The 20,789-nt window shown below is 72.4% G+C and carries 19 protein-coding genes; 5 read left to right on the plus strand and 14 right to left on the minus strand.

The window, feature by feature from the left end:
- Positions 1–20: 20 nt before the first annotated feature.
- The 3 genes from ACZ4IF_RS36080 to ACZ4IF_RS36090 all read right to left on the minus strand — a co-directional run bounded on the left by ACZ4IF_RS36080 (position 21) and on the right by ACZ4IF_RS36090 (position 5,424).
- On the minus strand, positions 21–2,381 hold the full coding sequence (locus ACZ4IF_RS36080; protein ID WP_467570785.1) for a protein kinase domain-containing protein: 2,361 nt from the start codon (positions 2,379–2,381) through the stop codon (positions 21–23).
- 182 nt (positions 2,382–2,563) lie between these two features.
- Positions 2,564–4,474 carry a serine/threonine-protein kinase gene (locus ACZ4IF_RS36085; RefSeq protein ID WP_467570787.1) on the minus strand — a complete coding sequence of 637 codons (1,911 nt, stop codon included), beginning with the start codon at positions 4,472–4,474 and terminating at the stop codon, positions 2,564–2,566.
- A 101-nt stretch (positions 4,475–4,575) separates the two neighbouring features.
- Complete coding sequence (locus tag ACZ4IF_RS36090) at positions 4,576–5,424, minus strand: menaquinone biosynthetic enzyme MqnA/MqnD family protein (RefSeq protein ID WP_095935888.1); 849 nt, start codon at positions 5,422–5,424, stop codon at positions 4,576–4,578.
- 333 nt (positions 5,425–5,757) lie between these two features.
- On the opposite strand from ACZ4IF_RS36090, the gene ACZ4IF_RS36095 reads away from it, so the two are divergent.
- Positions 5,758–5,961 carry a cold-shock protein gene (locus ACZ4IF_RS36095; protein ID WP_028805073.1) on the plus strand — a complete coding sequence of 68 codons (204 nt, stop codon included), beginning with the start codon at positions 5,758–5,760 and terminating at the stop codon, positions 5,959–5,961.
- A gap of 143 nt (positions 5,962–6,104) precedes the next feature.
- On the opposite strand, the gene ACZ4IF_RS36100 is transcribed toward ACZ4IF_RS36095, so the two are convergent.
- The gene (locus ACZ4IF_RS36100; protein WP_467570790.1) at positions 6,105–6,689 is read right to left on the minus strand and encodes a helix-turn-helix domain-containing protein; all 585 of its coding nucleotides are present in this window, start codon (positions 6,687–6,689) and stop codon (positions 6,105–6,107) included.
- A 68-nt stretch (positions 6,690–6,757) separates the two neighbouring features.
- Between ACZ4IF_RS36100 and ACZ4IF_RS36105 the strand changes: the two genes are divergently transcribed.
- Positions 6,758–7,450, plus strand: coding sequence for an AzlC family ABC transporter permease (locus tag ACZ4IF_RS36105; protein WP_467570793.1), 693 nt, complete (start codon positions 6,758–6,760; stop codon positions 7,448–7,450).
- Complete coding sequence (locus ACZ4IF_RS36110) at positions 7,447–7,761, plus strand: AzlD domain-containing protein (protein ID WP_467570796.1); 315 nt, start codon at positions 7,447–7,449, stop codon at positions 7,759–7,761. Before ACZ4IF_RS36105 ends, ACZ4IF_RS36110 begins: the two co-directional genes overlap by 4 nt.
- Positions 7,762–7,773: 12 nt before the next feature.
- Here ACZ4IF_RS36110 and ACZ4IF_RS36115 read toward each other — a convergent pair whose 3' ends face one another.
- Both ACZ4IF_RS36115 and ACZ4IF_RS36120 read right to left on the minus strand, forming a co-directional pair.
- Complete coding sequence (locus ACZ4IF_RS36115; RefSeq protein ID WP_467570949.1) at positions 7,774–9,636, minus strand: AMP-dependent synthetase/ligase; 1,863 nt, start codon at positions 9,634–9,636, stop codon at positions 7,774–7,776.
- A gap of 444 nt (positions 9,637–10,080) precedes the next feature.
- On the minus strand, positions 10,081–11,430 hold the full coding sequence (locus tag ACZ4IF_RS36120; protein ID WP_467570799.1) for an acetyl-CoA C-acetyltransferase: 1,350 nt from the start codon (positions 11,428–11,430) through the stop codon (positions 10,081–10,083).
- Positions 11,431–11,516: 86 nt separating this feature from the next.
- Here ACZ4IF_RS36120 and ACZ4IF_RS36125 point away from each other — a divergent pair, with 86 nt between their 5' ends.
- On the plus strand, positions 11,517–12,902 hold the full coding sequence (locus tag ACZ4IF_RS36125) for a 3-oxoacyl-ACP reductase (RefSeq protein ID WP_467570801.1): 1,386 nt from the start codon (positions 11,517–11,519) through the stop codon (positions 12,900–12,902).
- A gap of 184 nt (positions 12,903–13,086) precedes the next feature.
- Positions 13,087–14,040 carry a MaoC family dehydratase gene (locus ACZ4IF_RS36130; protein ID WP_467570804.1) on the plus strand — a complete coding sequence of 318 codons (954 nt, stop codon included), beginning with the start codon at positions 13,087–13,089 and terminating at the stop codon, positions 14,038–14,040.
- On the opposite strand, the gene ACZ4IF_RS36135 is transcribed toward ACZ4IF_RS36130, so the two are convergent.
- The 8 genes from ACZ4IF_RS36135 to ACZ4IF_RS36170 all read right to left on the minus strand — a co-directional run bounded on the left by ACZ4IF_RS36135 (position 14,041) and on the right by ACZ4IF_RS36170 (position 20,727).
- A complete protein-coding gene (locus ACZ4IF_RS36135; protein WP_467570807.1) occupies positions 14,041–14,688 on the minus strand; it encodes a TetR/AcrR family transcriptional regulator in 648 nt (215 codons plus the stop codon). It abuts the gene before it with no gap.
- Positions 14,689–14,771: 83 nt separating this feature from the next.
- Positions 14,772–15,074, minus strand: a complete 303-nt coding sequence (locus ACZ4IF_RS36140; protein ID WP_095935989.1) for a DUF4229 domain-containing protein — start codon at positions 15,072–15,074, stop codon at positions 14,772–14,774.
- Between the two features lie 127 nt (positions 15,075–15,201).
- A complete protein-coding gene (locus tag ACZ4IF_RS36145) occupies positions 15,202–15,738 on the minus strand; it encodes a GNAT family N-acetyltransferase (RefSeq protein ID WP_467570809.1) in 537 nt (178 codons plus the stop codon).
- 7 nt (positions 15,739–15,745) lie between these two features.
- Positions 15,746–16,909, minus strand: coding sequence for an aminofutalosine synthase MqnE (gene mqnE, locus ACZ4IF_RS36150; RefSeq protein ID WP_467570812.1), 1,164 nt, complete (start codon positions 16,907–16,909; stop codon positions 15,746–15,748).
- Positions 16,910–16,995: 86 nt separating this feature from the next.
- On the minus strand, positions 16,996–17,451 hold the full coding sequence (locus ACZ4IF_RS36155; RefSeq protein ID WP_095935880.1) for an Lrp/AsnC family transcriptional regulator: 456 nt from the start codon (positions 17,449–17,451) through the stop codon (positions 16,996–16,998).
- 213 nt (positions 17,452–17,664) lie between these two features.
- Positions 17,665–18,345 (minus strand): UbiX family flavin prenyltransferase, encoded by a 681-nt coding sequence (locus tag ACZ4IF_RS36160; RefSeq protein ID WP_467570815.1) that lies wholly within the window; start codon positions 18,343–18,345, stop codon positions 17,665–17,667.
- A 31-nt stretch (positions 18,346–18,376) separates the two neighbouring features.
- The gene (gene mqnP / locus ACZ4IF_RS36165) at positions 18,377–19,279 is read right to left on the minus strand and encodes a menaquinone biosynthesis prenyltransferase MqnP (protein WP_028805062.1); all 903 of its coding nucleotides are present in this window, start codon (positions 19,277–19,279) and stop codon (positions 18,377–18,379) included.
- A complete protein-coding gene (locus ACZ4IF_RS36170; protein ID WP_359503050.1) occupies positions 19,276–20,727 on the minus strand; it encodes a menaquinone biosynthesis decarboxylase in 1,452 nt (483 codons plus the stop codon). Before ACZ4IF_RS36170 ends, mqnP begins: the two co-directional genes overlap by 4 nt.
- Between the last annotated feature and the right edge of the window lie 62 nt (positions 20,728–20,789).

A 20,789-nucleotide genomic window follows, 5' to 3' on the forward strand; every position in this document is an offset into this window, starting at 1 on the left:
CTCCCGGCCGGGGCCCCCGCTCACACGGCGGGCAGCGCGTAGATCTCGTACCCGTGCGTCGCCAGCAGCCGGTTGCCGGAGAGGGTGACCCGCCAGGGTTCGCCCGGGCCCTTGTTGTCGTTGTAGACCCAACGGGACTTGCCCGTCTTCGCCTCCATGGCGAAGATCCCGCCCTCGTCCCAGTAGGACGCGCCGTACAGGGTGGCTCCGGCCCGCAGGAAGGTCGTGGGCGCGCGGCGGGCTCCGGGGTCCTCGCAGAGCCAGATCTTCTTCCCGGTCCTGACCTCGACGGCCCACACCCCGCCGTCGTGGTCGGCGACGTACAGCACGTCGTCGATGACCGTGGGCTCGTCGAAGCCGCGGCGGCCGTTGGGCGACAGCGTCCACGCGACCTCGCCGGAGTCCGCGTCGAGGGCCGTCAGCTTGTCGCCCTGGAGGAAGACGAGCCCCGAGGCGACCTTGGGGGTCCAGCTCCAGTCGTCGCCGAGCTTCTTCGTCCACAGCTGCTGACCGGTCGCCGTGTCGCGGACGGTCAGGTTGTACTTGGAGTCCGCGTAGGCGAGGTACTTCCCCGAGGCCGTGCCCTGGACGTCCCAGTTGTCGGTGCCCCAGTCGCGCATCTGCGACCACACCTGTCGGCGCGTGCTGATGTCGATCGCGGCGATGCCCTTGCGGTAGTCGGTGGCGCTGTGCGAGTCGTTCAGGTCCGTCACCGTGACGTAGACGTGCTTGGCGTCGACGGCGACGGTCTCGTCGAGGTCCAGCTTCTTGTCGAGGCGTGCGCGCCAGGCCTCCTTGCCCGTGGTCACGTCCAGGGCCACGAGGACGCCGTCGAAGTCCCCGTCGGCGAGGAACAGTGTGCCGTCGACGAGCAGCGGGAGGGCGCCGGACCTGGCGACCCCCTTGCGGGACCACTTCGGCTTGCCCGTCTTCACGTCGTACGCCACCAGCGGATCTCCGATGACGATGAGCAGACCGTCGTGGATCATCAGCGGCACGTCGTCGCTCGTGCTGTCCTCGGGCACCGACCGGTGCCACAGGGCCTGCGGTGCCGTGCCTGCGGGAGGCGTCGTGAAGGTCTGCGCGTCGGGCCCGGTGGAGCCGCCCGCGCCCGTCGAGGTGTCGGAGGAGCCGCCGTCCCGTGACAGCCACCAGGCGGTGCCACCGCCGAGGACCGCGACACCGGCGACGCCTGCCGTCAGTCCGAGGAAGCGGCGCCGGGAGGGCGCCGGGGCGGACGGGGGCGTGCCGAGGGCGACCGTGCCGGGGAGGGGGGTGCCCTCGGCCGGACCGCCGGGGATGCCGCCTGCCGGAGTGCCGTACGCCGGGGCGGGGGTGCCGTGGCCGGGCGGATAGCCGTAGCCCGGCACCGGCGTCCCGGCCGGGGCGGGGGTGCCCTGCGCGGGAGTGCCCGGGGCCGGTGTGCCGCCCTGCATCGCCGGCGGCGGGCCGAAGACCGGTGCCGTGGCGGGGGCCGGGGCGTCCGGGGCCTCCAGGTCCAGGATGCCCGCCGCGTGTGTCGCGATGGTCGAGGCGACCGCCGACGGCAGCCAGTCGGTCAGCACGCTGCCGATGCCGCCCGGTGCGAGGGCCGCCACGAGTTCGCCGGGGGCGGGCCGCTGGTCCGGCTCCTTCAGCAGGCACGCCCGGATCAGCCCGAGCAGGGACTGCGGTACGCCGGTGAGGTCGGGCTCGCCGTGCACGATCTGGTAGAGCATGGCCGCGTGGGAGGCCGCGCCGTCGCCGAAGGCGTTGTGGCCCGTCGCCGCGAAGGTCAGGACGGCGCCCAGCGAGAAGACGTCGCCGGGCGTGCCGACGTCCCGTCCCATGGCCTGCTCCGGGGGCATGTAGCCGGGCGAGCCGACCACGACTCCCGTCTGGGTCATGCGGTTTCCGTCCACGGCCCGCGCGATGCCGAAGTCGATGACGCGGGGGCCGTCGGCGGCCAGCAGCACGTTGGACGGCTTGAGGTCGCGGTGGATGAGGCCGGCCGCGTGGATCTCCTGGAGGGCCGTCGCGAGGCCCGCGCCGAGCGCGCGGACCGTGCGCTCGGGCAGCGCGCCGTGGGCGTCGACCACGTCCGTGAGGTCGGGGCCGAGCACGTACGCGGTCGCCAGCCACGGCAGCGCCGCGTCCGGGTCGGCGTCGACGACCGGGGCGGTGTGCCGGCCCGAGACGGCGCGGGCTATCTCCACCTCGTGCTCGAAGCGGCGGCGGAAGTCGGCGTCCGCCGCCAGGTCGGGGCGCACCACCTTCACCGCGACCGTGCGTCCGCCGGGTGAACGGGCCAGGTACACCCGTCCCATGCCGCCCGCACCCAGTCTTCGCAGCAGCCGGTAGCTCCCCAACTCCCGCGGATCGTCCGGCTGCAGTGTCTCCATGGTCGGGCCTTCCCCGTTGTCGACGCCCTGAACGGCGTCCCGTCGCTGCGTGGTTGCGAGCGGTGCGGTGGTGTTCGCTATCGCAGACACAGTAGTGACGGGTGGGGCGGACGGGACGGGCAGGGCCGTCAGGGGGCTTCATTCGGATCGGCTCGGGTCCGCGCCGATCCGAACGAAACCCCCTAGTCGACCTTGGACATGCGGGCCACCGGGTCCCCCGCCTCCGAGTTGTCCGTCTCGTACCTGAGGTCGTCGCCGACGGGGGTGAGCCGCACCTCGTGCCGGCCCTTCGTGCACACGTCGCGGTTGGACTTGTCGGCGACGCTCGTGGCGACGAGCTGCTGCCTGCTGACCTTCTTCAGCACGAACACCGCGTCGCAGATGCCGCCGATCTGGTCGGTCTGCCGGAAGGTGCCCAACTCCTCGCCCACGTCAGCCTGGTGGAGGGTGACTCGGAAGGTACCCATGGGGAGCGTGCCACCGAGGGCGAGGGCGTCGCCCTCCCAGGTGCCGAGGTAGGCGGCGGGGACGGTGCCGGGGGCCTCGCCGGCGTCCGTGCCGGACGGGCGGGGGGTCGCGCTCGCGGTCGCCGCGGGACCGGTCCGCGCCGGGCCGGCACCCTGGTCGTTGGTGGCGTCGCCGCCGCCCGGCATCAGGTCGAACAGGAACGCGGAGCCCACCGTGACCGCCGCGAGGGCTCCCGCGACGGCCAGCGCGACGGTGCAACTGACCTTCCGTCCCCGTCCGTTCGCACCGGTGACCGAGGTCGCGGCGACGCTGACGGAGACCTTGCCGGGGTGGCCGGCGGAGGGGGACGTCCCCGCGGGTGCGGCGTCCCGCGGCTGCGCCGGGCGCTGCTCGGGCAGGTGTGCCGGCCCGGGGGGCATGGTGGGCGGCGGCCCGAATCCGGCGGGTGGGGGCCCGAAGCCCTGCGCGGGCGGCCCGAACGCCCCACCGCCGGGCGGGAGAGCACCGTCGGCGGACGCCGGGCCCGGATCTGCGGGCGCCCCCGCGGCCGAGCCCTGACCTGTCGGAGCGGACATTCCCGGAACGGACGCCCCCGGGGCGGAGGGCTGCCCGGGCCAGGAGGATGCCGCCCCCGCGACAGGGACATCCGTGGCGGAGGCCGCGCCGGACGCGCCGCTCACCGAGGGGCTGCTGAATCCCACCGGTCCGGACGGCGGTGCGGTGTCCACCGCCTCCAGGTTCAGCAACTGCACGGCGCTGCGGCTGACTTGCTCGACCAACGGTCCGGGCAGCCAGCCCGCCGTCACGAGCCGGGCCGCCCCGTCGGGGGCCAGGCGTCCGGCCACCTCGTCCGGGGCCGGTCGCGCGGCCGGGTCCTTGGCCAGGCAGGCCGCCACCAGGTCGCGCAACTCCCCTGGTACGGCGTCCAGTCGGGGCTCCTCGTGCACCACCTTGTAGAGGAGGGACGCGGAGGAGTCGCCGGGGAAGGGGGGTTCGCCCGTCGCCGCGTACACGAGGACCGCGCCCAGCGAGAAGACGTCCGCCGCTCCGGCGACGCCTTTGCCGAGGATCTGTTCGGGCGACATGTAGCCGGGGGAGCCGACCGAGACGCCCGTCGAGGTCAGGGAGGCGGTGCCGTCCGTGGCACGGGCGATGCCGAAGTCGATGAGGAGGGGGCCGTCGAGGGTGAGCAGGACGTTGGAGGGTTTGACGTCGCGGTGCACCAGGCCGAGCGCGTGGACCGCCGACAGCGCCTCGGCGAGACCGGCGCCCAACACCCGTACCGAGTGCGGGGGAAGGGGGCCGCGGCCGTCCGTGACGGCGGTGGCGAGAGAGGGACCGGCCGCGTAGCCCGTGGCGACCCACGGGACGTTCGCCTCCGGGTCCGCGTCGAGGACGGGCGCCGTCCACGCGCCGCCCACCCGTCGCGCGGCCTCGACCTCGCGGCGGAAGCGGGCACGGAACTCCTCGTCGAGCGCGAAGTGCGGGTGCACGATCTTGACGGCGACCGTGCGGCCGCCCGCGCTGCGCCCCAGGTACACGCGCCCCATGCCGCCGGAGCCCAGCCGGCCGAGCAGCCGGTAGGGCCCCACGACGGTGGGTTCGTCGGCTCCGAGCGGCTGCATGGCGTCATCCCCTCCCCCGTACGCTCTGGACGCACTGCCCAGCAGCGTAGTTCCGTACGCGCCCCGGGCCCCGGCACACGCGGCCCGGGGACTCGGCGGGCTCAGGCCTCCAGCAGCCGTACGTCCACGTCGGCCGGGAAGCCGGTGGTCGCGCCGACCCGGCGGGCGAACTCCCGCACGGCCTCCAACTGGGGGCCGCCGAACCGGAAGTCGAGCGTCGTGAAGTACTGCTCCAGGACCTGCTCGTCGAAGGCCTCCCAGCGGGCCGCCTGCTCGGCGACCTTGGTGACCTCGACGAGGGAGAGGTCCCGGGAGGACAGGAAGGCCTCGTGCACCTTGCGCGTGACGACGGGCTCGCGCTCCAGGTAGTCGCGCCGGGCGGCCCACACGGCGAAGACGAACGGCAGGCCCGTCCATTCCTTCCACAGGCTGCCGAGGTCGTGCACCTCCAGGCCGTACTTCGGGCCGTCGAGGAGGTTGGCGCGCAACGCGGCGTCGCCGATGAGCACGGCGGCGTCGGCCTCCTGCATCATCAGGCTGAGGTCCGGCGGGCACGTGTAGTACGACGGCTGGACGCCGATCTTCTCGGCCAGCAGCAGCTGGGCGAGGCGCACGGAGGTGCGGGAGGTCGACCCGAGTGCGACCCGGGCGCCGTCCAGCTGGTCCAGCGGGACCTGCGAGACGATCACGCAGGACATCACCGGGCCGTCGCAGCCGACGGCGATGTCGGGGAAGGCGACGAGTTCGTCGGCGTGCTTGAGGAACTCGACGAGCGTGATGGGCCCGATGTCGAGATCGCCCTGCACCAGCTTCTCGCTGAGCTTCTCCGGGGTGTCCTTGGTGAGCTCGAAGTCGAGGAGCGTGCCCGTTCTCGCGAGCCCCCAGTACAGGGGCAGGCAGTTCAGGAACTGGATGTGGCCGACGCGCGGCCGGGTGCGAGAATTGTCCACATCGCGAGGCTAGCCCCCATGGGGTACCGTGCTGGCTCCAGGGTCCCCGACGTATACCGGAAAGGCCCTCGACCCCTTCTGTCAACCCTCGTGACACCGCTACGTCAACCCGCTTCCGACCTGGGTCAAACATTCGGGTGACGTGATCTTGCCCTCTATTGCTTTCGGCTGCCTGCGTGCTAGGCTCGCCCGCAAGTTGCAGTTTGGTTTCCCTTGCAGTACAGAGCCTGCGGAGCATGTGACCGCGGGCTCTAGTCGTTTTCAGACGTATGCAGTTGTTTACACAATCGCAGGTTCTGGAGCAGGGCAACCCTTTGGGCCCAAGGAGGGCTTATGGCTACCGGAACCGTGAAGTGGTTCAACGCCGAAAAGGGCTTTGGTTTCATCGCCCAGGAAGGCGGCGGCCCGGACGTCTTCGTCCACTACTCCGCGATCAACGCGAGCGGCTTCCGCTCTCTTGAGGAGAACCAGTCGGTTTCCTTCGACGTCACGCAGGGCCCGAAGGGTCCGCAGGCGGAGAACGTCACCCCGATCTAAGCCTTCGGCTCCTTGAGCCCGACGCTTTGAACCGGACCTGATAGCAGTACCCAAGGAGCCCCGTGCCGTTCGGCGACGGGGCTCCTGCCTTTTCCCCTCCGTGTTCGTTCCGCCTTTTCCCGCCGGGCGGGCCGGAGAATGCCTCACACGTGCTGCATGACCAGGACGAAAGCCGTTCCGGATGCCAGCGCCTCGTACGCGTGCGGCACGTCGCCCCGGTACGACATGTAGTCACCGGCGCCGAGCTCGACCGTCTCGCCGCGCGGCCCCGCCGCCAGCCGTCCGGCGCCCACGATCAGATGCTCCACCGTCCCCGGGATGTGCGGGTCCGACTCACGGACCGCGCCGGGTTCCATCCGCAGGTGGTAGATGTCCCGCCGGGCCCCCGGAGGGCTCGCCGCGAGGAGCGTCGCCGCGTAGTCGGCCCGCTCCGAGTGGACGGTCGGTCCCTCGCCCGCGCGGATCACCTGGACGGCCGGCGCCGGCTGTTCGACCAGCGCGCTGAACGGCACACCGAGCGCGACGCCCAGCGCCCACAGCGTCTCCACGCTCGGATTGCCGCCCGCCGTCTCCAGCTGGGACAGCGTGGACTTCGCGATGCCGGCGCGTTTGGCCAGCTCGGAGAGGGAGAGTCCGGCCCGGGTCCGTTCTCGGCGCAGGGAGGCCGCGATCCAGTCGAGGGGAAGGCGGGTCGGGGGGCCGTCGCGCCCGTCGGCCGGCTCGGTCATGGCGTTCGCTCCATCGGTACGTTCGTTCGGCTTGACGAACAGGTCCGTCATTGTTCATTGTAGAAAACATGCGTTCGCTCATCCGAACATCCTCCGGCGCTCCGCCCGTCCTCGATCCACGGCTGCTGCGGGACGTGGGCCTGGTCTGTCTCGCCGGCGGGATCGTCGGGGTCTCGTTCGGGGCGATCGCCGTCGCGGGCGGGCTGCCGGTCTGGGTGCCGGTGGTGATGTCGCTGATCGTGTACGCGGGCTCCGCCCAGTTCAGCGCGGTGGGAATCCTGCTGGCCGGGGGCGGACCGTTCGCCGCGGCGGCCACGGGCCTGCTGCTCAACACCCGCACGGCGGCCTTCGGTCTCGCCGTCGCGGACGTCATCGGCCGCGGACGTCTGGCGCGGCTGGTCGGTGCCCACCTCGTCACCGACGAGACGGTCGCCTTCGCCCTGGCCCAGTCCGGCCCGGCCCGCCGCCGGGCCGCCTTCTGGATCTCCGGTCTCGGCCTGTACGCCTCCTGGAACCTGTGCGTCCTCGGCGGGGCCCTGGCCGGGGGCGCACTGGGCGACACCGCGCGGTACGGCCTCGACGCGGCGTTCCCGGCGGTGCTGGTGGCGCTGGTGCTGCCCGCGCTGCGCGAGGACGCGGACGTGCGGCGCGCCGCGCTCGCCGGAGCGGCCGTGGCCCTCGCGCTGACGCCCTTCGTCCCGGTCGGCGTGCCGGTGCTGCCGGCGCTGACGGGCCTGCTCGCCTTCCGGAGGCCCGCGTGAGCGCGACGGTCGCCGCGATCCTGGCGCTCGCCGTCGGGACGTACGCCTTCCGCCTGATCGGCCCCCTGCTGCACGGACGGGTCGAACTGTCCGCGCGTGTCCGGCACTTGCTGTCGTCCGCGGCCGTGGTCCTGCTGGTCGCGCTGCTCGCCACGGGGGCGTTCACCGAGGCCCGGGGGTTCGCGGGCTGGGCCCGGCCCCTGGGAGTGCTGGCGGGCGGGGTGCTCGCCTGGCGCCGGGCACCGTTCGTGGCGGTGGTACTGGGGGCCGGCGCCACGACCGCGGCCCTGCGGGCGGCGGGGCTGGGCTGACCGCCCCGGCCCTCACTTCGCGTACAGGCCCTCGATCGCGTCGGCGAAGTCCCGGGCGATCGCTTCCCTGCGCAGCTTCATCGACGGGGTCAGATGGCCCGCCTCCTCGGTGAAGTCCCTCGGCAGGACGGTGAAGCGGCGGATCGACTCGGGCCGGGAGACGAGCCGGTTGGCGTCGTCGACGGCGCGCTGGAGGATCGCGAGCAACTGGGCGTCGTCCGTGAGGAGTTCGGCGGGGACGGCGTGCTTGCCGTTCATCCGCCGCCAGTGGGCGACGCCCTCGGGGTCCAGCGTGATGAGGGCGGAGACGTACGGGCGGCGGTCGCCGACCACCATGCACTGCGCGATCAGCGGGTGGGAGCGCAGCCAGTCCTCCAGTGGTGCCGGGGCGACGTTCTTGCCGCCCGCGGTGATCAGGATCTCCTTCTTGCGGCCGGTGATGGCCAGATAGCCGCCGTCGTCGAGCTCCCCCAGGTCTCCCGTCGCGAACCAGCCGTCCGGCGCGGCGTCCACCACGCCGCCCGCGTGCGGGTCCCAGTAGCCGCGGAAGAGCTGGCCGCCGCTGAGCAGGATCTCGCCGTCGGCGGCGATCCGTACCCGGGTGCCCGGCAGGGGCCAGCCGACCGTGCCCAGCCGGGGTTTCTGCGGTGGGGTGACGGTGGCGGCGGCGGTGGTCTCGGTGAGGCCGTACCCCTCGTATATCTCGATGCCGGCGCCCGCGTAGAACGCGGCGAGCCGGCGGCCGAGCGGGGAGCCGCCGCAGATGGCGTGACGCACCCTGCCGCCCAGCGCGTTGCGGATGCGGCGGTAGACGAGCGGGTCGTACAGAGCGCGGGCGGCGCGCAGGCGGCGGCTGGGTCCGGGGCCCGTGCCGTGCTGCCGCGCCTCGACCGCCTCGCCGTAGCGGCGCGCTATCCCGGCCGCCCGGTCGAAGGAGGCGCCCCGGCCCATGCGCTCGGCCGTCGCGCGGCCGGTGTTGAAGACCTTCTCCAGGACGTACGGGATGGCCAGCAGGAAGGTCGGCTTGAAGGAGCCCAGGTCCGCGAGCAGGTCCTCCGTCTGGAGGCTCGGCGCGTGGCCGATCTTCACCCGCGCGCGCAGACAGGCGATCGCGACCATGCGCCCGAAGACGTGGGACAGGGGCAGGAAGAGGAGCGTCGAGGCCGCGTCGGAGGTCTTGGCCTTGAAGATGGGGTGGAGGAGTTCGATCGCGTTGTCGACCTCGGCGAAGAAGTTGCCGTGGGTCAGGACGCAGCCCTTGGGGCGGCCGGTCGTGCCGGAGGTGTAGATGAGGGTGGCGAGGGTGTCGGGCCCCAGCACCCCGCGGCGCACGGTGACTTCCTGGTCGGGGATCTCCTGGCCGAGTTCCGCGAGCCGCTCCACGTGCCCCTTCTCGAAGACCCACATGTGCCGCAGGTCGGGCATCCGGTCGAGTTCCGGGCCGAGTGCGGCGGCCTGTGCCACGGACTCCGTGGCGAGTGCGACGGCACCGGAGTCCTGGAGGATCCACCGGGTCTGGAAGACCGAGGAGGTCGGGTAGACGGGCACGGTCACCAGCCCCGCGGCCCAGGCGGCGAAGTCGAGGAGCGTCCACTCGTATGTCGTGCGCGCCATGATGGCGATGCGGTCGCCCGGTACGAGCCCTTCCGCGATCAGCCCCTTCGCCACCGCGAGGACCTGCGCGGCGAACTCCGCGGCGGACACGTCCCGCCAGGTGCCGTCCAGCGCCTTCCGGCTCAGGACCACGTCGCCGGGCGCCGCGTCCGCGTTGTCGAAGGGGATGTCCGCGAGGGATCCGTGCCGCACGTGTCCGACCAGCGGGGGGACGGAGACCTCGCGCACCACGCCGTCCAGCCGCCTGATCTCGGGCTCCATGAGGGGAGGTACGGGGGAGTACAGGCTGGGCACGGGGCGGCTCCTTGTCGACCGGGGGCCAAGGTGGCGTGAGGGTCGCGAACCCTCATACGGCCCTGGGAGACGGGCGGTTCACGAGAGGTTTCGCGCGGGGCGCGGGGGTGTTCACGGGGAGGGGGGACGGGGGCGCGGAGTGGCGGCAACCACGCGAGACGGGGATCGTACGGCTCCCACGTGTGGGGTTTGTGGGGCTTTGGGGCGGGCGCGGTGCGAGTTACCCCTGGTATCCGAGGTTTCTCCCGGGTCCGGCCTTCGCTTCTGCGCTTCGGATACGTCTTCCGCCACAACACCCCTCCGCGTCCACATCTCCTCCACCTTTCCGCGCCGCGGCTGCCCGCGACCGGACCGATTGCGGGGCAGGCCGACGCCGGCCCGGGGGGACCCGCGCGGGCCGGGCAGACACCCCTAAGCGGGCCGTTCCAGAATCGCGGTGACGCCCTGGCCGCCCGCCGCGCAGACCGAGATGAGCCCACGCCCGGGCGCGTCCCGTTCCGCGAGGAGCTTCGCCAGCGTCGCCACGATGCGGGCGCCGGTGGCGGCGAACGGGTGGCCGGTGGCGAGGGACGACCCCGCGACGTTCAGACGGGAGCGGTCCACCGGCCCCAGGCCGCGCTTCTCCCATGCGGCCAGGGTGGCGAGGACCTGGGAGGCGAACGCCTCGTGGACCTCGACGAAGTCGAAGTCGTCCAGGGTGAGTCCGGCGCGCTCCAGCATGCGCGGGACGGCGTGCGCGGGGGCCATCAGCAGACCGTCCTCGCCGCCCGCCACGTCACCCCCGACGAAGTCGACGGCGGCCGTCTCGTACGCGGTCAGGTACGCGAGCGGTGCCAGCCCGCGCGCCTCGGCCCACTCGTCGCTCGCGAGGAGGACCACGGCGGCGCCGTCCGTCAGGGGGGTCGAGTTCCCCGCGGTCATCGTCGGGCCGGGGCCGTCGAGCCCGAACACCGGCTTGAGGGCGGCCAGTTTCCCGGTCGTCGAACCGGGTCGCAGGTTCTGGTCGCGCTCCAGCCCCCGGAAGGGGACGACGAGGTCGTCCAGCAGCCCGCGTTCGTACGCCGCCGCCAGCCGCTGGTGGCTGGCGGCCGCGAGTTCGTCCTGCGCCTCGCGCGTCACGCCCCACGCGCGGGCGGTCACGGCGGCGTGCTCGCCCATGGACAGGCCGGTGCGCGGCTCGGCGTTGCGCGGGACGTCCGGGACGAGATGGGAGGGGCGGATCCGCGAGAGCGCGCCGAGCCGCGCCCGCACCGACTTCGCGCGGCGGGCTTCGAGGAGGATGCGGCGCAGCGCGTCGTTGACGCCCAGCGGGGCGTCGCTCGCCGTGTCGGCGCCTCCGGCGACCGCGGACTCCGTCTGACCGAGGGTGATCTTGTTGGCGGCGGCGACGACGGCCTGGAGGCCGGTGCCGCAGGCCTGCTGGATGTCGTACGCCGGGGTGCGGGCGTCGAGCGCCGAGCCGAGGACCGTCTCACGGGCGAGATTGAAGTCGCGGCTGTGCTTGAGGACCGCTCCGGCGACCAACTCCCCCACCGCGCCGGGGCCCTCCAGCCCGAAGCGCCGGACGAGGCCGTCGACCGCCGCGGTCAGCATCTCCTGGTTGGAGGCGGTGGCGTAGGGGCCGTCGGACCGGGCGAAGGGGATGCGGGTGCCGCCGACCACGGCGACGGGGCGGGTGCGCGCGAGTCCTGGTGCCGGTCGGTCCTGCCGCGGCCGGTCCGGCTCCGGCCGGCCGGGCGTCGGGGGTTCTTGGGGGCTCATCTCGACCTGTTCCTTGCCCTTGACGTAGCCTTACCCTCGGTAACCTTACTCCAGAGTAAATGTACGCCCGAGCTGGGAGTTGGACAATGGCCGACCGCTATCTGAGCTTCACCGGCACCGCGCCCGGCCGCTTCCTGACCCGTCGGCTCGGGCTGCCGCAGCCCGCCGCGCTGCACCGCTGGTCGGCCGGACGCCCGCTGCTGGAGGGCGGGTTGCTGCACCTCACGGCGGGCAAGCCGGGCCTCGACGGGCTGGCCGGTGTGCTGGCCCGCACGGGCCCGCACGCACGGACCGCGGACGGCCTCTTTGCGGACTCCGCCCCGCCCGCGGACGGAAGTTCCGGCAGCGGCGGCGACCGCCCCGCCGCCGCCGTCGTCCTGGACGCGACCGGCGTCACCGACGTGGACGCGCTCGCCGAGGTGCACGCGGCACTGCACCCCGTGGTGCGCTCGGTCGCCGACAGCGGCCGGGTGGTCGTCCTCGGGGCACCCCTCGACCCGGCCGACCACCGGCAGGCCGCCGCCCAACAGGCCCTGGAGGGCTTCGTACGGTCGCTCGGCAAGGAGATCGGGCGGGGCCGGACGGTGACACTGCTGCGGCTCACCGACGCCGGCGCCGCCGAGTCGACGCTCCGCTTCTTCCTGTCGCCCAGGTCCGCCTACGTCAGCGGCCAGGTCGTCGAGGTGACCGCGCCGGGGCGGCCGGACGACGGTCCGGCCGAGGCCCCCACGGACCCGGACCGGCCCCTGGCCGGTCGGACCGCGCTCGTCACCGGGGCCGCACGGGGCATCGGCGCGGCCGTCGCCGAGACGCTGGCGCGGGACGGCGCGCGAGTGGTGTGCCTGGACGTGCCGGCCGCCGGGGCCGGGCTCGACGCGCTCGCCGCGCGCCTCGGGGGTGTCGCTCTGCCGCTCGACATCACCGCCGCCGACGCGGGGGCGCGCATGGTGGCCGCCCTGCCCGACGGGCTGGACGTGCTCGTGCACAACGCGGGGATCACCCGCGACCGCAGGCTCGTCAACATGGCTGCGGAGCGCTGGAGTTCCGTGCTCGACGTGAACCTGGCGAGTGTGCTGCGCACCACGGACGCGCTGCTCGACGCCGGGACGCTGCGGCCCGGCGGGCGGATCGTCGCGACCGCCTCGATCGCCGGGATCGCGGGGAACGCCGGGCAGACCAACTACGCCGCGTCCAAGGCGGGGATCGTGGGGCTGGTGCGGGCGCTGGCGCCCGGAGCCCTGGCGGAGCACGGCGTCACGGTGAACGCGGTGGCCCCCGGATTCATCGAGACGAAGATGACGGCGGCGGTGCCGCTGTTCATCCGCGAGGCCGGGCGACGGATGAACTCCCTTGCGCAGGGCGGGCTTCCGGTGGACGTCGCCGAGACGACGGCGTGGCTCGCGCATCCGGGATCCGGGGCCGTGAACGGGCAGGTCGTCCGAGTGTGCGGGCAGAGTCTGCTCGGCGCATGAGGGCGGGCCGGGGGCGGGCCCGTCCGAGGGCCGCACCCGGGAGCCCGACGGCCTCCCCCGACCGCACCCCGGGGCCCGACGGCCTCCCCCCGAGAGCACCCCGCGCTCCGGCCCCCAGTCCCCTCCTCGGCCCGAACGACCCGTCCCCGAACGCCGGACCGACCGCGATCCCCCTGGAGCCCCCATGGACACCCGCACCCTCACCTCCTCACCGGCCCTCCTCCCGGCACTCGCCCGCGGTGCGCTGCTCTCGCCCCTGCGACGGCCCCGGTCCGACGCCCCCGTGCCGGCGACCCGGCTCGTCCTGCCCGGGGTGCGCGTCGACCTCGCCCGGCTGGCCGCCTACGAGCGGGTGTGCGGCTTCGCGACGGGATCGCGAGCGCTGCCGCCGACCTATCCGCACGTGCTGGGGTTCCCGCTGGCCATGCGGATCATGGCGGGCCGGGGGTTCCCGCTCCCGCTGCTCGGCCTCGTGCACACGTCGATCGAGATCACGCAGTGGAGCGCGCCGCCCGTGACGGCCGAGTACGAACTCGCCATGCACGTCGAGCGCCTGGTGCCGCACCGGCGGGGCACCGAGGCACGGGTGCTGACCGAGGCGCGCGTCGACGGCGGACTGGTGTGGGAGTCGAGGAGCACATATCTGGCACGGCACCGTCGACGCGACGGCGATACGGCCCCCGAATCCGCGACCACGGACCCGAACGGCGCGGGCGGGACCAGCGGCGCGGTCAGTGCGGGCGGCGCCATCGGCACGGGCGGCACGAACGGGGCGGGCAGTACAGATGGCGCGAGCGGCTCGGAAAGCCCGTCGCTTCCCTCACGGGCCGAGTGGCGCCTGGCCGGGGACGTCGGGCGCCGGTACGCGGCCGTGTCCGGGGACCGCAACCCCATTCACCTGCACCCTTTCACCGCCCGCCTCTTCGGCTTCCCGCGTGCGATCGCCCACGGCATGTGGACCGTCGCCCGCTGTCTCGCCGAGTACGGGCCGCAGGGCGAGGTGACCGTGCGCGCCGATTTCAGGGCCCCGGTCCTGCTGCCGGGCACGGTGACGTACGCCGCCGAGGGCCCGGCCTTCGAGCTCCGGGGCAAAGACCGCGTCCACCTCACCGGCGAGGTGCGCCCGGCCCTGTGGTGATCAGTCCTGCGGCGGCGGGGACCAGGGACGGCCCTCCATCATGTTGCCGAGGCCCGACCAGGCGAAGTTCATGAGCGTGGCCGCGGCCTGCTTGGCGGAGATGCCGGGAGCGGCGTTGGCCCAGGCCGCGAGGGACTCGGCGGCGCCGACCAGGGCCTCGGCGAGTCCGGCGACCTCCCGTTCGGGCAGGGACGGGTCGCGGTGCGCCTCGCGGGCTGCGACGACGATCAACTGGGTGACGAAGACGACGAGTTCCTCGCGCATCGCGAGCACCTCGGCGGCGAACGGCTCCCCGTGCGTCCGGGCCTGGAGGTGCAGGACCGCCCAGCCGTCCGGGTTGTCGGCGGTGTGCGTGAAGAACGCCCGCAGCCCTTCCCAGAGTTGACGGTCGGCGGGAATGCCCGGCCGGACGCCCGCGCGCACGGCATCGGTGAGCGCCTCGGCCTCACGGCGGATGCAGGCGGTGAAGAGGTCTTCCTTGGAGTTGAGGTACAGGTACACCAACGGCTTGGACACGCCCGCCAGATCGGCGATCTCGTCCATCGAGGCGGCCCGGTACCCGCGCTGACCGAAGGTCCGTACGGCGGCGTCCAGCATCTGCTGTTCGCGCACCGCGCGCGGCATCCGCTTGTTCTTCACAGCACCCATGCGGGCAAGCGTACGATCGGTCGCCGCCGGGGCGGACCGTACGGAGCACGAAGGCCGGGCGCCGGGGCGGACCGCGCGGGGTCCTAGGAGGGCTGGCCCTGCGCCCCGCGGGCGGCGTCGTCGGCGATGTCCTCCTGGCCGCGGTTGCGGTCCAGGTTGGCCTTGGCGCGGTCCACGCGTGCGACGACCTGGGCCGAGGCGCGGTCGCGCTCCTTGCGCAGGACGACGAAGCTGATCGGCGCGGAGATCACCAGGGCGAGCAGGACGACCCACATGAAGTTGGAGTCGCCGAGGCCGCGGGGGGCGATCCCGGAGTAGACGAGGCCCCAGACGACCACGAGGCAGCCCGCGAAGATCCCAAGGCGCATCAGTGTGTAGCGGAGCATGTCCATCCACTCTTCCGTTCCGAGGGCGTCCTCCCGGCCCGGGCTGGGCCCGGAACCCGGGAAAACATCCCAAAGGTCACCGTCCAGTGAAGCACGGGCGGACGGCGATCTTTCCGGGGGGTCCGTCTCAGGCCGCGATCCGCGACAAGGGCCGCAGCATCGTGATGTCGTCCCGGTCGTCGCCGGGCGCGACCCGGATGGCCTCGGGGACCCGGCCGACCTCCTTGTAGCCGCAGGAGGCGTAGAAGTTCTCCAGACCGAGGCCGCCGCGGCAGGTCAGCCGTATCGCCTCGACGCCGTCGAGGCGATACGCGGCGTCCTCGGCGGCGGCCAGCAGGTCGCGCCCGTACCCCTTGCCCTGGTGACGCGGGTGCACCATCACCGTGTACAGCCACACCCAGTGCCGCATGAGCCGGTGGGCGTTGTGCGTGAGGAACGCCGTCGCGGCGACGGTGCCGTCCTCGTCCCGGCCGACCAGCAGCCGGGTGCGGCCCTCCGCCATGGCGACGAGGTGCTTCAGGAGTTCGGGCCGTATGTCGTCCCGGGCGACGGGCGGCACGAAGCCGACGGAGCCGCCGGCGTTCGTGACGTCCACCCACAGGTCCAGCAGTTCGTCCCGCAGGGCGGGGGTCGTCGCGGGATCCAGTTCGAAGGTCAGTGCCACGTGCGTGTCACACCCGCATCGGCTGGGGCGACTCGCGGCGCGCCGGGTCGGGACCGTCGTACTCGCGGATGATCTCGTACCGGGTGTTCCGCTCCACCGGGCGGAAGCCCGCGTCGCGGATCAGGTCGAGGAGGTCCTCACGGGTCAGCTTGTTCGGCGTGCCGTAGTTGTCCGCGTCGTGGGTGATCTTGTACTCGACGACCGAGCCGTCCATGTCGTCGGCGCCGTGCTGGAGGGCGAGCTGCGCGGTCTGCACGCCGTGCATCACCCAGAACACCTTGACGTGCGGCACGTTGTCGAAGAGGAGACGGGACACGGCGAAGGTCTTCAGCGCCTCGACCCCGGTCGCCATCTGGGTGCGCGCCTGGAGACGGTTGCGGACCTTGCCGTCCTTCATGTCGACGAAGTCGTGCTGGTAGCGCAGCGGGATGAAGACCTGGAAGCCGCCCGTCTCGTCCTGGAGCTCACGCAGGCGCAGCACGTGGTCGACGCGGTGGCGGGGCTCCTCGATGTGCCCGTACAGCATCGTGCACGGGGTCTTCAGACCCTTCTCGTGCGCGAGCCGGTGGATGCGCGACCAGTCCTCCCAGTGGGTGCGGTGGTCGACGATGTGCTGCCGGACCTCCCAGTCGAAGATCTCGGCGCCGCCGCCGGTGAGGGACTCCAGACCGGCGTCGATCAGCTCGTCGAGGATCTCCGAGGCGGACAGCCCGGAGATCGTCTCGAAGTGGCGGATCTCCGTGGCGGTGAAGGCCTTCAGCGAGACGTCGGGCAGGGCCTTCTTCAGCTCGCTGAGCGACCGCGGGTAGTAGCGCCAGGGCAGGTTCGGGTGCAGCCCGTTGACGATGTGCAGCTCGGTGAGGTTCTCGCTCTCCATCGCCTTGGCGAGGCGGACGGCCTCCTCGATGCGCATCGTGTAGGCGTCCTTCTCCCCCGGCTTGCGCTGGAACGAGCAGTACGCGCAGGACGCGGTGCACACGTTCGTCATGTTGAGGTGACGGTTGACGTTGAAGTGGACCACGTCGCCGTTCTTGCGGGTGCGCACCTCGTGGGCGAGCCCGCCGAGCCAGGCCAGATCGTCCGACTCGTACAGCGCGATGCCGTCCTCGCGGGTCAGCCGCTCACCGGCCCGGACCTTGTCCTCCAGCTCGCGCTTGAGCCCGACGTCCATGCTCTTACCTCTCCTCGTGACGAACCGTGACAACCGTACTCCCCCGACTTCGCGGCGGGAGCGGCCCCCACCAGGTGCTTCGTGCCCTACTGCTCCTCGGGCAGCTCGCCCACCCGGTTCTCCCACTTCGTGGAGAGGACGATGGTCGTACGGGTGCGGGAGACGCCCTTGGTGCCCGACAGGCGCCGGATGGTCTTCTCCAGGCCGTCCACGTCGCTCGACCGCACCTTGAGCATGAAGGAGTCGTCGCCCGCGATGAACCAGCAGTCCTCGATCTCGCCGAGATCCCGCAGCCGGCGGGCCACGTCCTCGTGGTCGGCGGCGTCGGAGAGCGAGATGCCGATCAGGGCGGTGACGCCGAGGCCGAGCGAGGCCGAGTCGACCGTCGCGCGGTAACCGGTGATGACACCGGCCGCCTCCAGCCGGTTGATGCGGTCGGTGACGCTGGGTCCCGACAGACCGACGAGGCGCCCCAGCTCCGCGTAGGAGGCCCGGCCGTTCTCCCTCAGGGCCTGGATGAGCTGCCTGTCCACCGCGTCCATGCGATCGATAGCCTTCCGCTGAAGAGTTCTGAAAAGTCCTGAACCGAACTGCCTGTACTGAACTGCCTGCGCTGATCCGTCTGTGCTGATCCGTCTGTGCCGAACGAACCGCCTGGTGTGAACCGTCCGTGCCGCGCTGTCCGTGCTGATCCGACCGAGTCGTACCGTCCGAAGTGAGGTGCCTGAGCCTGCCGCGTGGGTGGTGCGGCCGTCTCAGGTGGCGCCGCCGCGGGAGCCGCCGCCGAGTTCGCCCTCCCACCGGCGGTACAGGCCGTGTTCCACGCCCGCCGCGTCGAGGACCCGGCCGGCCACGAAGTCCACCAGGTCCTGGATGTGCGTGGCCCCCGCGTAGAAGGCCGGTGAGGCCGGCAGCACGGTGGCGCCCGCGTCGTCCAGGGAGACCAGGTGCCGCAGCGTCTGGGCGTTCAGCGGGGTCTCCCGGACGGCGACGACCAGCTTGCGCGACTCCTTGAGCGTGACGCTCGCGGCGCGTTGCAGCAGGTCCTTGGAGAGGCCGAGGGCGACCCCCGCCACACAGGCGGTCGAGGCGGGCACGATGAGCATGCCCTTCGCCGGGTACGAGCCCGACGAGGGGCCCGCCGCGAGGTCGCCCGCGCTCCAGTGGCGTACGCCGTCGACGCTCACGTCGAAGGTGCCGGGCTTGCCGTCGGCGCCCCGGGCCAGCCATGCGCGCAGGTCGTCCTGCCAGTGGGCGTCCCGGAAGGGCAGGCCGGTCTCGTCGAGCAGTGTGAGCCGCGAGGCCCTGCTGACGACCAGGTCGACGCTCTCCCCGGCCGCCAGGAGCGCACGCAGCACCGCGGCGGCGTACGGCGTACCGGAGGCGCCCGACACCCCCACGATCCAAGGCCGGCGCTGCGTCTGTCCTGGCTTCATGATGTCGAGCCTATCCGGCCACTGCCCGGTTTCAGACCGTGAGCCCGCGCACCAGCAGATCGAGCAGGGCGCAGACGAACAGGGCGATGCCGATGAATCCGTTGACGCTGAAGAACGCGCGGTTCAGGCGGGACAGGTCGTGCGGCTTGACGATGGAGTGCTCGTAGAGGAAGGCGCCCGCCACGATCACCAGGCCGAGCCAGAAGAACGCGCCGGCGCCGGTGGCGACGGCGTACCAGACGAACAGGCCCGTGGTGACGGCGTGGCAGCCGCGCGCACCCCAGATCGCGGCCGGGATACCGAAGCGCGCCGGCACCGACATGACGCCGATCTCACGGTCCGTCTCGACGTCCTGGCACGCGTAGATCAGGTCGAAGCCGCCGATCCAGATGCCGACGGCGAGACCGAGGACGACGGCCTCCCAGGACCATTCGCCGGTGATCGCGAGCCAGCCGCCGACCGGGCCCATGGCCTGGGCGAGGCCGAGGATGGCCTGCGGGAAGTTCGTGAACCGCTTGCCGTAGGGGTAGACCACCATCGGGATCACCGCGACGGGGGCGAGCGCGAGACAGAGCGGGTTGAGCAGCGCCGCCGAGCCCAGGAAGATCACGACCGCGATGAGGGCGCCCGTCCAGGCGTGCTTGACCGACATCGCGCCGGTGACGAGCTCGCGGTGGGCGGTGCGCGGGTTGCGGGCGTCGATCTCCCGGTCGATGATCCGGTTGACCGCCATCGCGAAGGTCCGCAGACCCACCATGCAGACGGTGACCAGCAGCAGCCGGCCCCAGTGGATGTTCTTGTCCCACTGGAACATCGCGGTGAGGGCGGCGATGTACGCGAAGGGCAGCGCGAACACCGAGTGCTCGATCATCACGAGACGCAGGAACGCCTTGGTGCGGCCCGGTTGCGGGATCGCCGCGGAAGCTGAACTCACAGGCCGTACTCCTTCCAGCGGCGGTCGACCTTCGCCGCCGTCTCCGGGTCGGAGAGGACCATCTCGGGCCAGCCTCCGTCCCGGGTGTAGCCCTCCTCGGGCCACTTCTTCGTCGCGTCGATGCCCGCCTTGCCGCCCCAGAACTGCTGGTAGGAGGCGTGGTCGAGATGGTCGACCGGGCCTTCGACGACGCTGAGGTCGCGGGCGTAGTCCGTGTTGCCCAGCGCCCGCCAGGCGACCTCGTGCAGATCGTGCACGTCGCAGTCCGCGTCGACGACCACGATGAGTTTGGTGAGGGACATCATGTGGGCGCCCCAGACGGCGTGCATCACCTTCTGGGCATGTTTGGGGTACTTCTTGTCGATCGAGACGATCGCGCAGTTGTGGAAGCCACCCGCCTCGGGCAGGTGGTAGTCCACGATGTCCGGCACGATGATCTTCAGCAGGGGCAGGAAGAACCGCTCCGTCGCCCGGCCGAGCGGCCCGTCCTCGGTGGGCGGACGGCCGACCACGATCGACTGGAGCAGCGGCCTCTTGCGCATGGTGACGCAGTCGATGGTGAGGGCCGGGAAGGGCTCCTGCGGGGTGTAGAACCCGGTGTGGTCGCCGAACGGCCCCTCCGGGAGCATCTCGCCCGGCTCCAGCCACCCCTCCAGGACGACCTCGGCCTGCGCCGGGACCTGGAGCGGCACGGTCTTGCAGTCGACCATCTCGATCCGCTTGCCCTGGATGAACCCGGCGAAGAGGTACTCGTCGATGTCACCGGGCAGCGGGGCGGTCGAGGCGTACGTCACGGCCGGCGGGCACCCGAAGGCGATCGCGACCGGGAGCCGCTCGCCGCGGCGGGCCGCGACCTGGTAGTGGTTCCGGCTGTCCTTGTGGATCTGCCAGTGCATGCCGATGGTGCGCTTGTCGTGACGCTGGAGCCGGTACAGCCCGAGATTGCGGATGCCGCTCTCCGGGTCCTTGGTGTGCGTGAGCCCCAGGTTGAAGAACGAGCCGCCGTCCTGCGGCCAGGTGAACAGGGCCGGAAGGGTGTCGAGGTCGACGTCGTCGCCGCGCAGCACCACCTCCTGCACCGGCGCGTCCTTGACCTTCTTCGGCGGCACGTGGGTCATCGCGCCGAGCTTCCCGAAGGCCTCACGCACCCCGACGAAGCCGTGCGGCAGTTCCGGCCTGAGCAGTCCGCCGATCTTGTCGGAGATCTCCTCGTACGACTTCAGCCCGAGGGCCTTCAGCAGCCGCCGGTCGGTCCCGAAGACGTTCATCGCGAGGGGCATCGCGGAGCCGCGCACGTTCTCGAAGAGCAGCGCGGGCCCGCCGGACTTCTGCACCCGGTCGACGATCTCCCCGACCTCCAGATACGGGTCGACCTCGGCCTTGATGCGCTTGAGGTCGCCCTCGCGCTCCAGCGCCCGGAGCAGGGAGCGAAGATCGTCGTAAGCCATGTGTCCAAGTATCGGCCACCGGCTACCCTGTGCCCGTCACCGGGGCCCCTGTGCCGCCCCGC

The sequence above is a fragment of the Streptomyces sp. NPDC025784 genome (genome assembly GCF_055558435.1).

What these genes read in the sequence shown, in the direction of transcription:
- ACZ4IF_RS36080 (WP_467570785.1), bottom strand. Translation starts at nt 2,381, where the DNA reads ATGGAGACACTGCAGCCGGACGATCCGCGGGAGTTGGGGAGCTACCGG.
- ACZ4IF_RS36085 (WP_467570787.1), bottom strand. Translation starts at nt 4,474, where the DNA reads ATGCAGCCGCTCGGAGCCGACGAACCCACCGTCGTGGGGCCCTACCGG.
- ACZ4IF_RS36095 (WP_028805073.1), top strand. Translation starts at nt 5,758, where the DNA reads ATGGCTACCGGAACCGTGAAGTGGTTCAACGCCGAAAAGGGCTTTGGT.
- ACZ4IF_RS36100 (WP_467570790.1), bottom strand. Translation starts at nt 6,689, where the DNA reads ATGACCGAGCCGGCCGACGGGCGCGACGGCCCCCCGACCCGCCTTCCC.
- ACZ4IF_RS36105 (WP_467570793.1), top strand. Translation starts at nt 6,758, where the DNA reads ATGCGTTCGCTCATCCGAACATCCTCCGGCGCTCCGCCCGTCCTCGAT.
- ACZ4IF_RS36115 (WP_467570949.1), bottom strand. Translation starts at nt 9,636, where the DNA reads ATGGAGCCCGAGATCAGGCGGCTGGACGGCGTGGTGCGCGAGGTCTCC.
- ACZ4IF_RS36120 (WP_467570799.1), bottom strand. Translation starts at nt 11,430, where the DNA reads ATGAGCCCCCAAGAACCCCCGACGCCCGGCCGGCCGGAGCCGGACCGG.
- ACZ4IF_RS36125 (WP_467570801.1), top strand. Translation starts at nt 11,517, where the DNA reads ATGGCCGACCGCTATCTGAGCTTCACCGGCACCGCGCCCGGCCGCTTC.
- ACZ4IF_RS36130 (WP_467570804.1), top strand. Translation starts at nt 13,087, where the DNA reads ATGGACACCCGCACCCTCACCTCCTCACCGGCCCTCCTCCCGGCACTC.
- ACZ4IF_RS36135 (WP_467570807.1), bottom strand. Translation starts at nt 14,688, where the DNA reads ATGGGTGCTGTGAAGAACAAGCGGATGCCGCGCGCGGTGCGCGAACAG.
- ACZ4IF_RS36140 (WP_095935989.1), bottom strand. Translation starts at nt 15,074, where the DNA reads ATGCTCCGCTACACACTGATGCGCCTTGGGATCTTCGCGGGCTGCCTC.
- mqnE (WP_467570812.1), bottom strand. Translation starts at nt 16,909, where the DNA reads ATGGACGTCGGGCTCAAGCGCGAGCTGGAGGACAAGGTCCGGGCCGGT.
- ACZ4IF_RS36155 (WP_095935880.1), bottom strand. Translation starts at nt 17,451, where the DNA reads ATGGACGCGGTGGACAGGCAGCTCATCCAGGCCCTGAGGGAGAACGGC.
- ACZ4IF_RS36160 (WP_467570815.1), bottom strand. Translation starts at nt 18,345, where the DNA reads ATGAAGCCAGGACAGACGCAGCGCCGGCCTTGGATCGTGGGGGTGTCG.
- ACZ4IF_RS36170 (WP_359503050.1), bottom strand. Translation starts at nt 20,727, where the DNA reads ATGGCTTACGACGATCTTCGCTCCCTGCTCCGGGCGCTGGAGCGCGAG.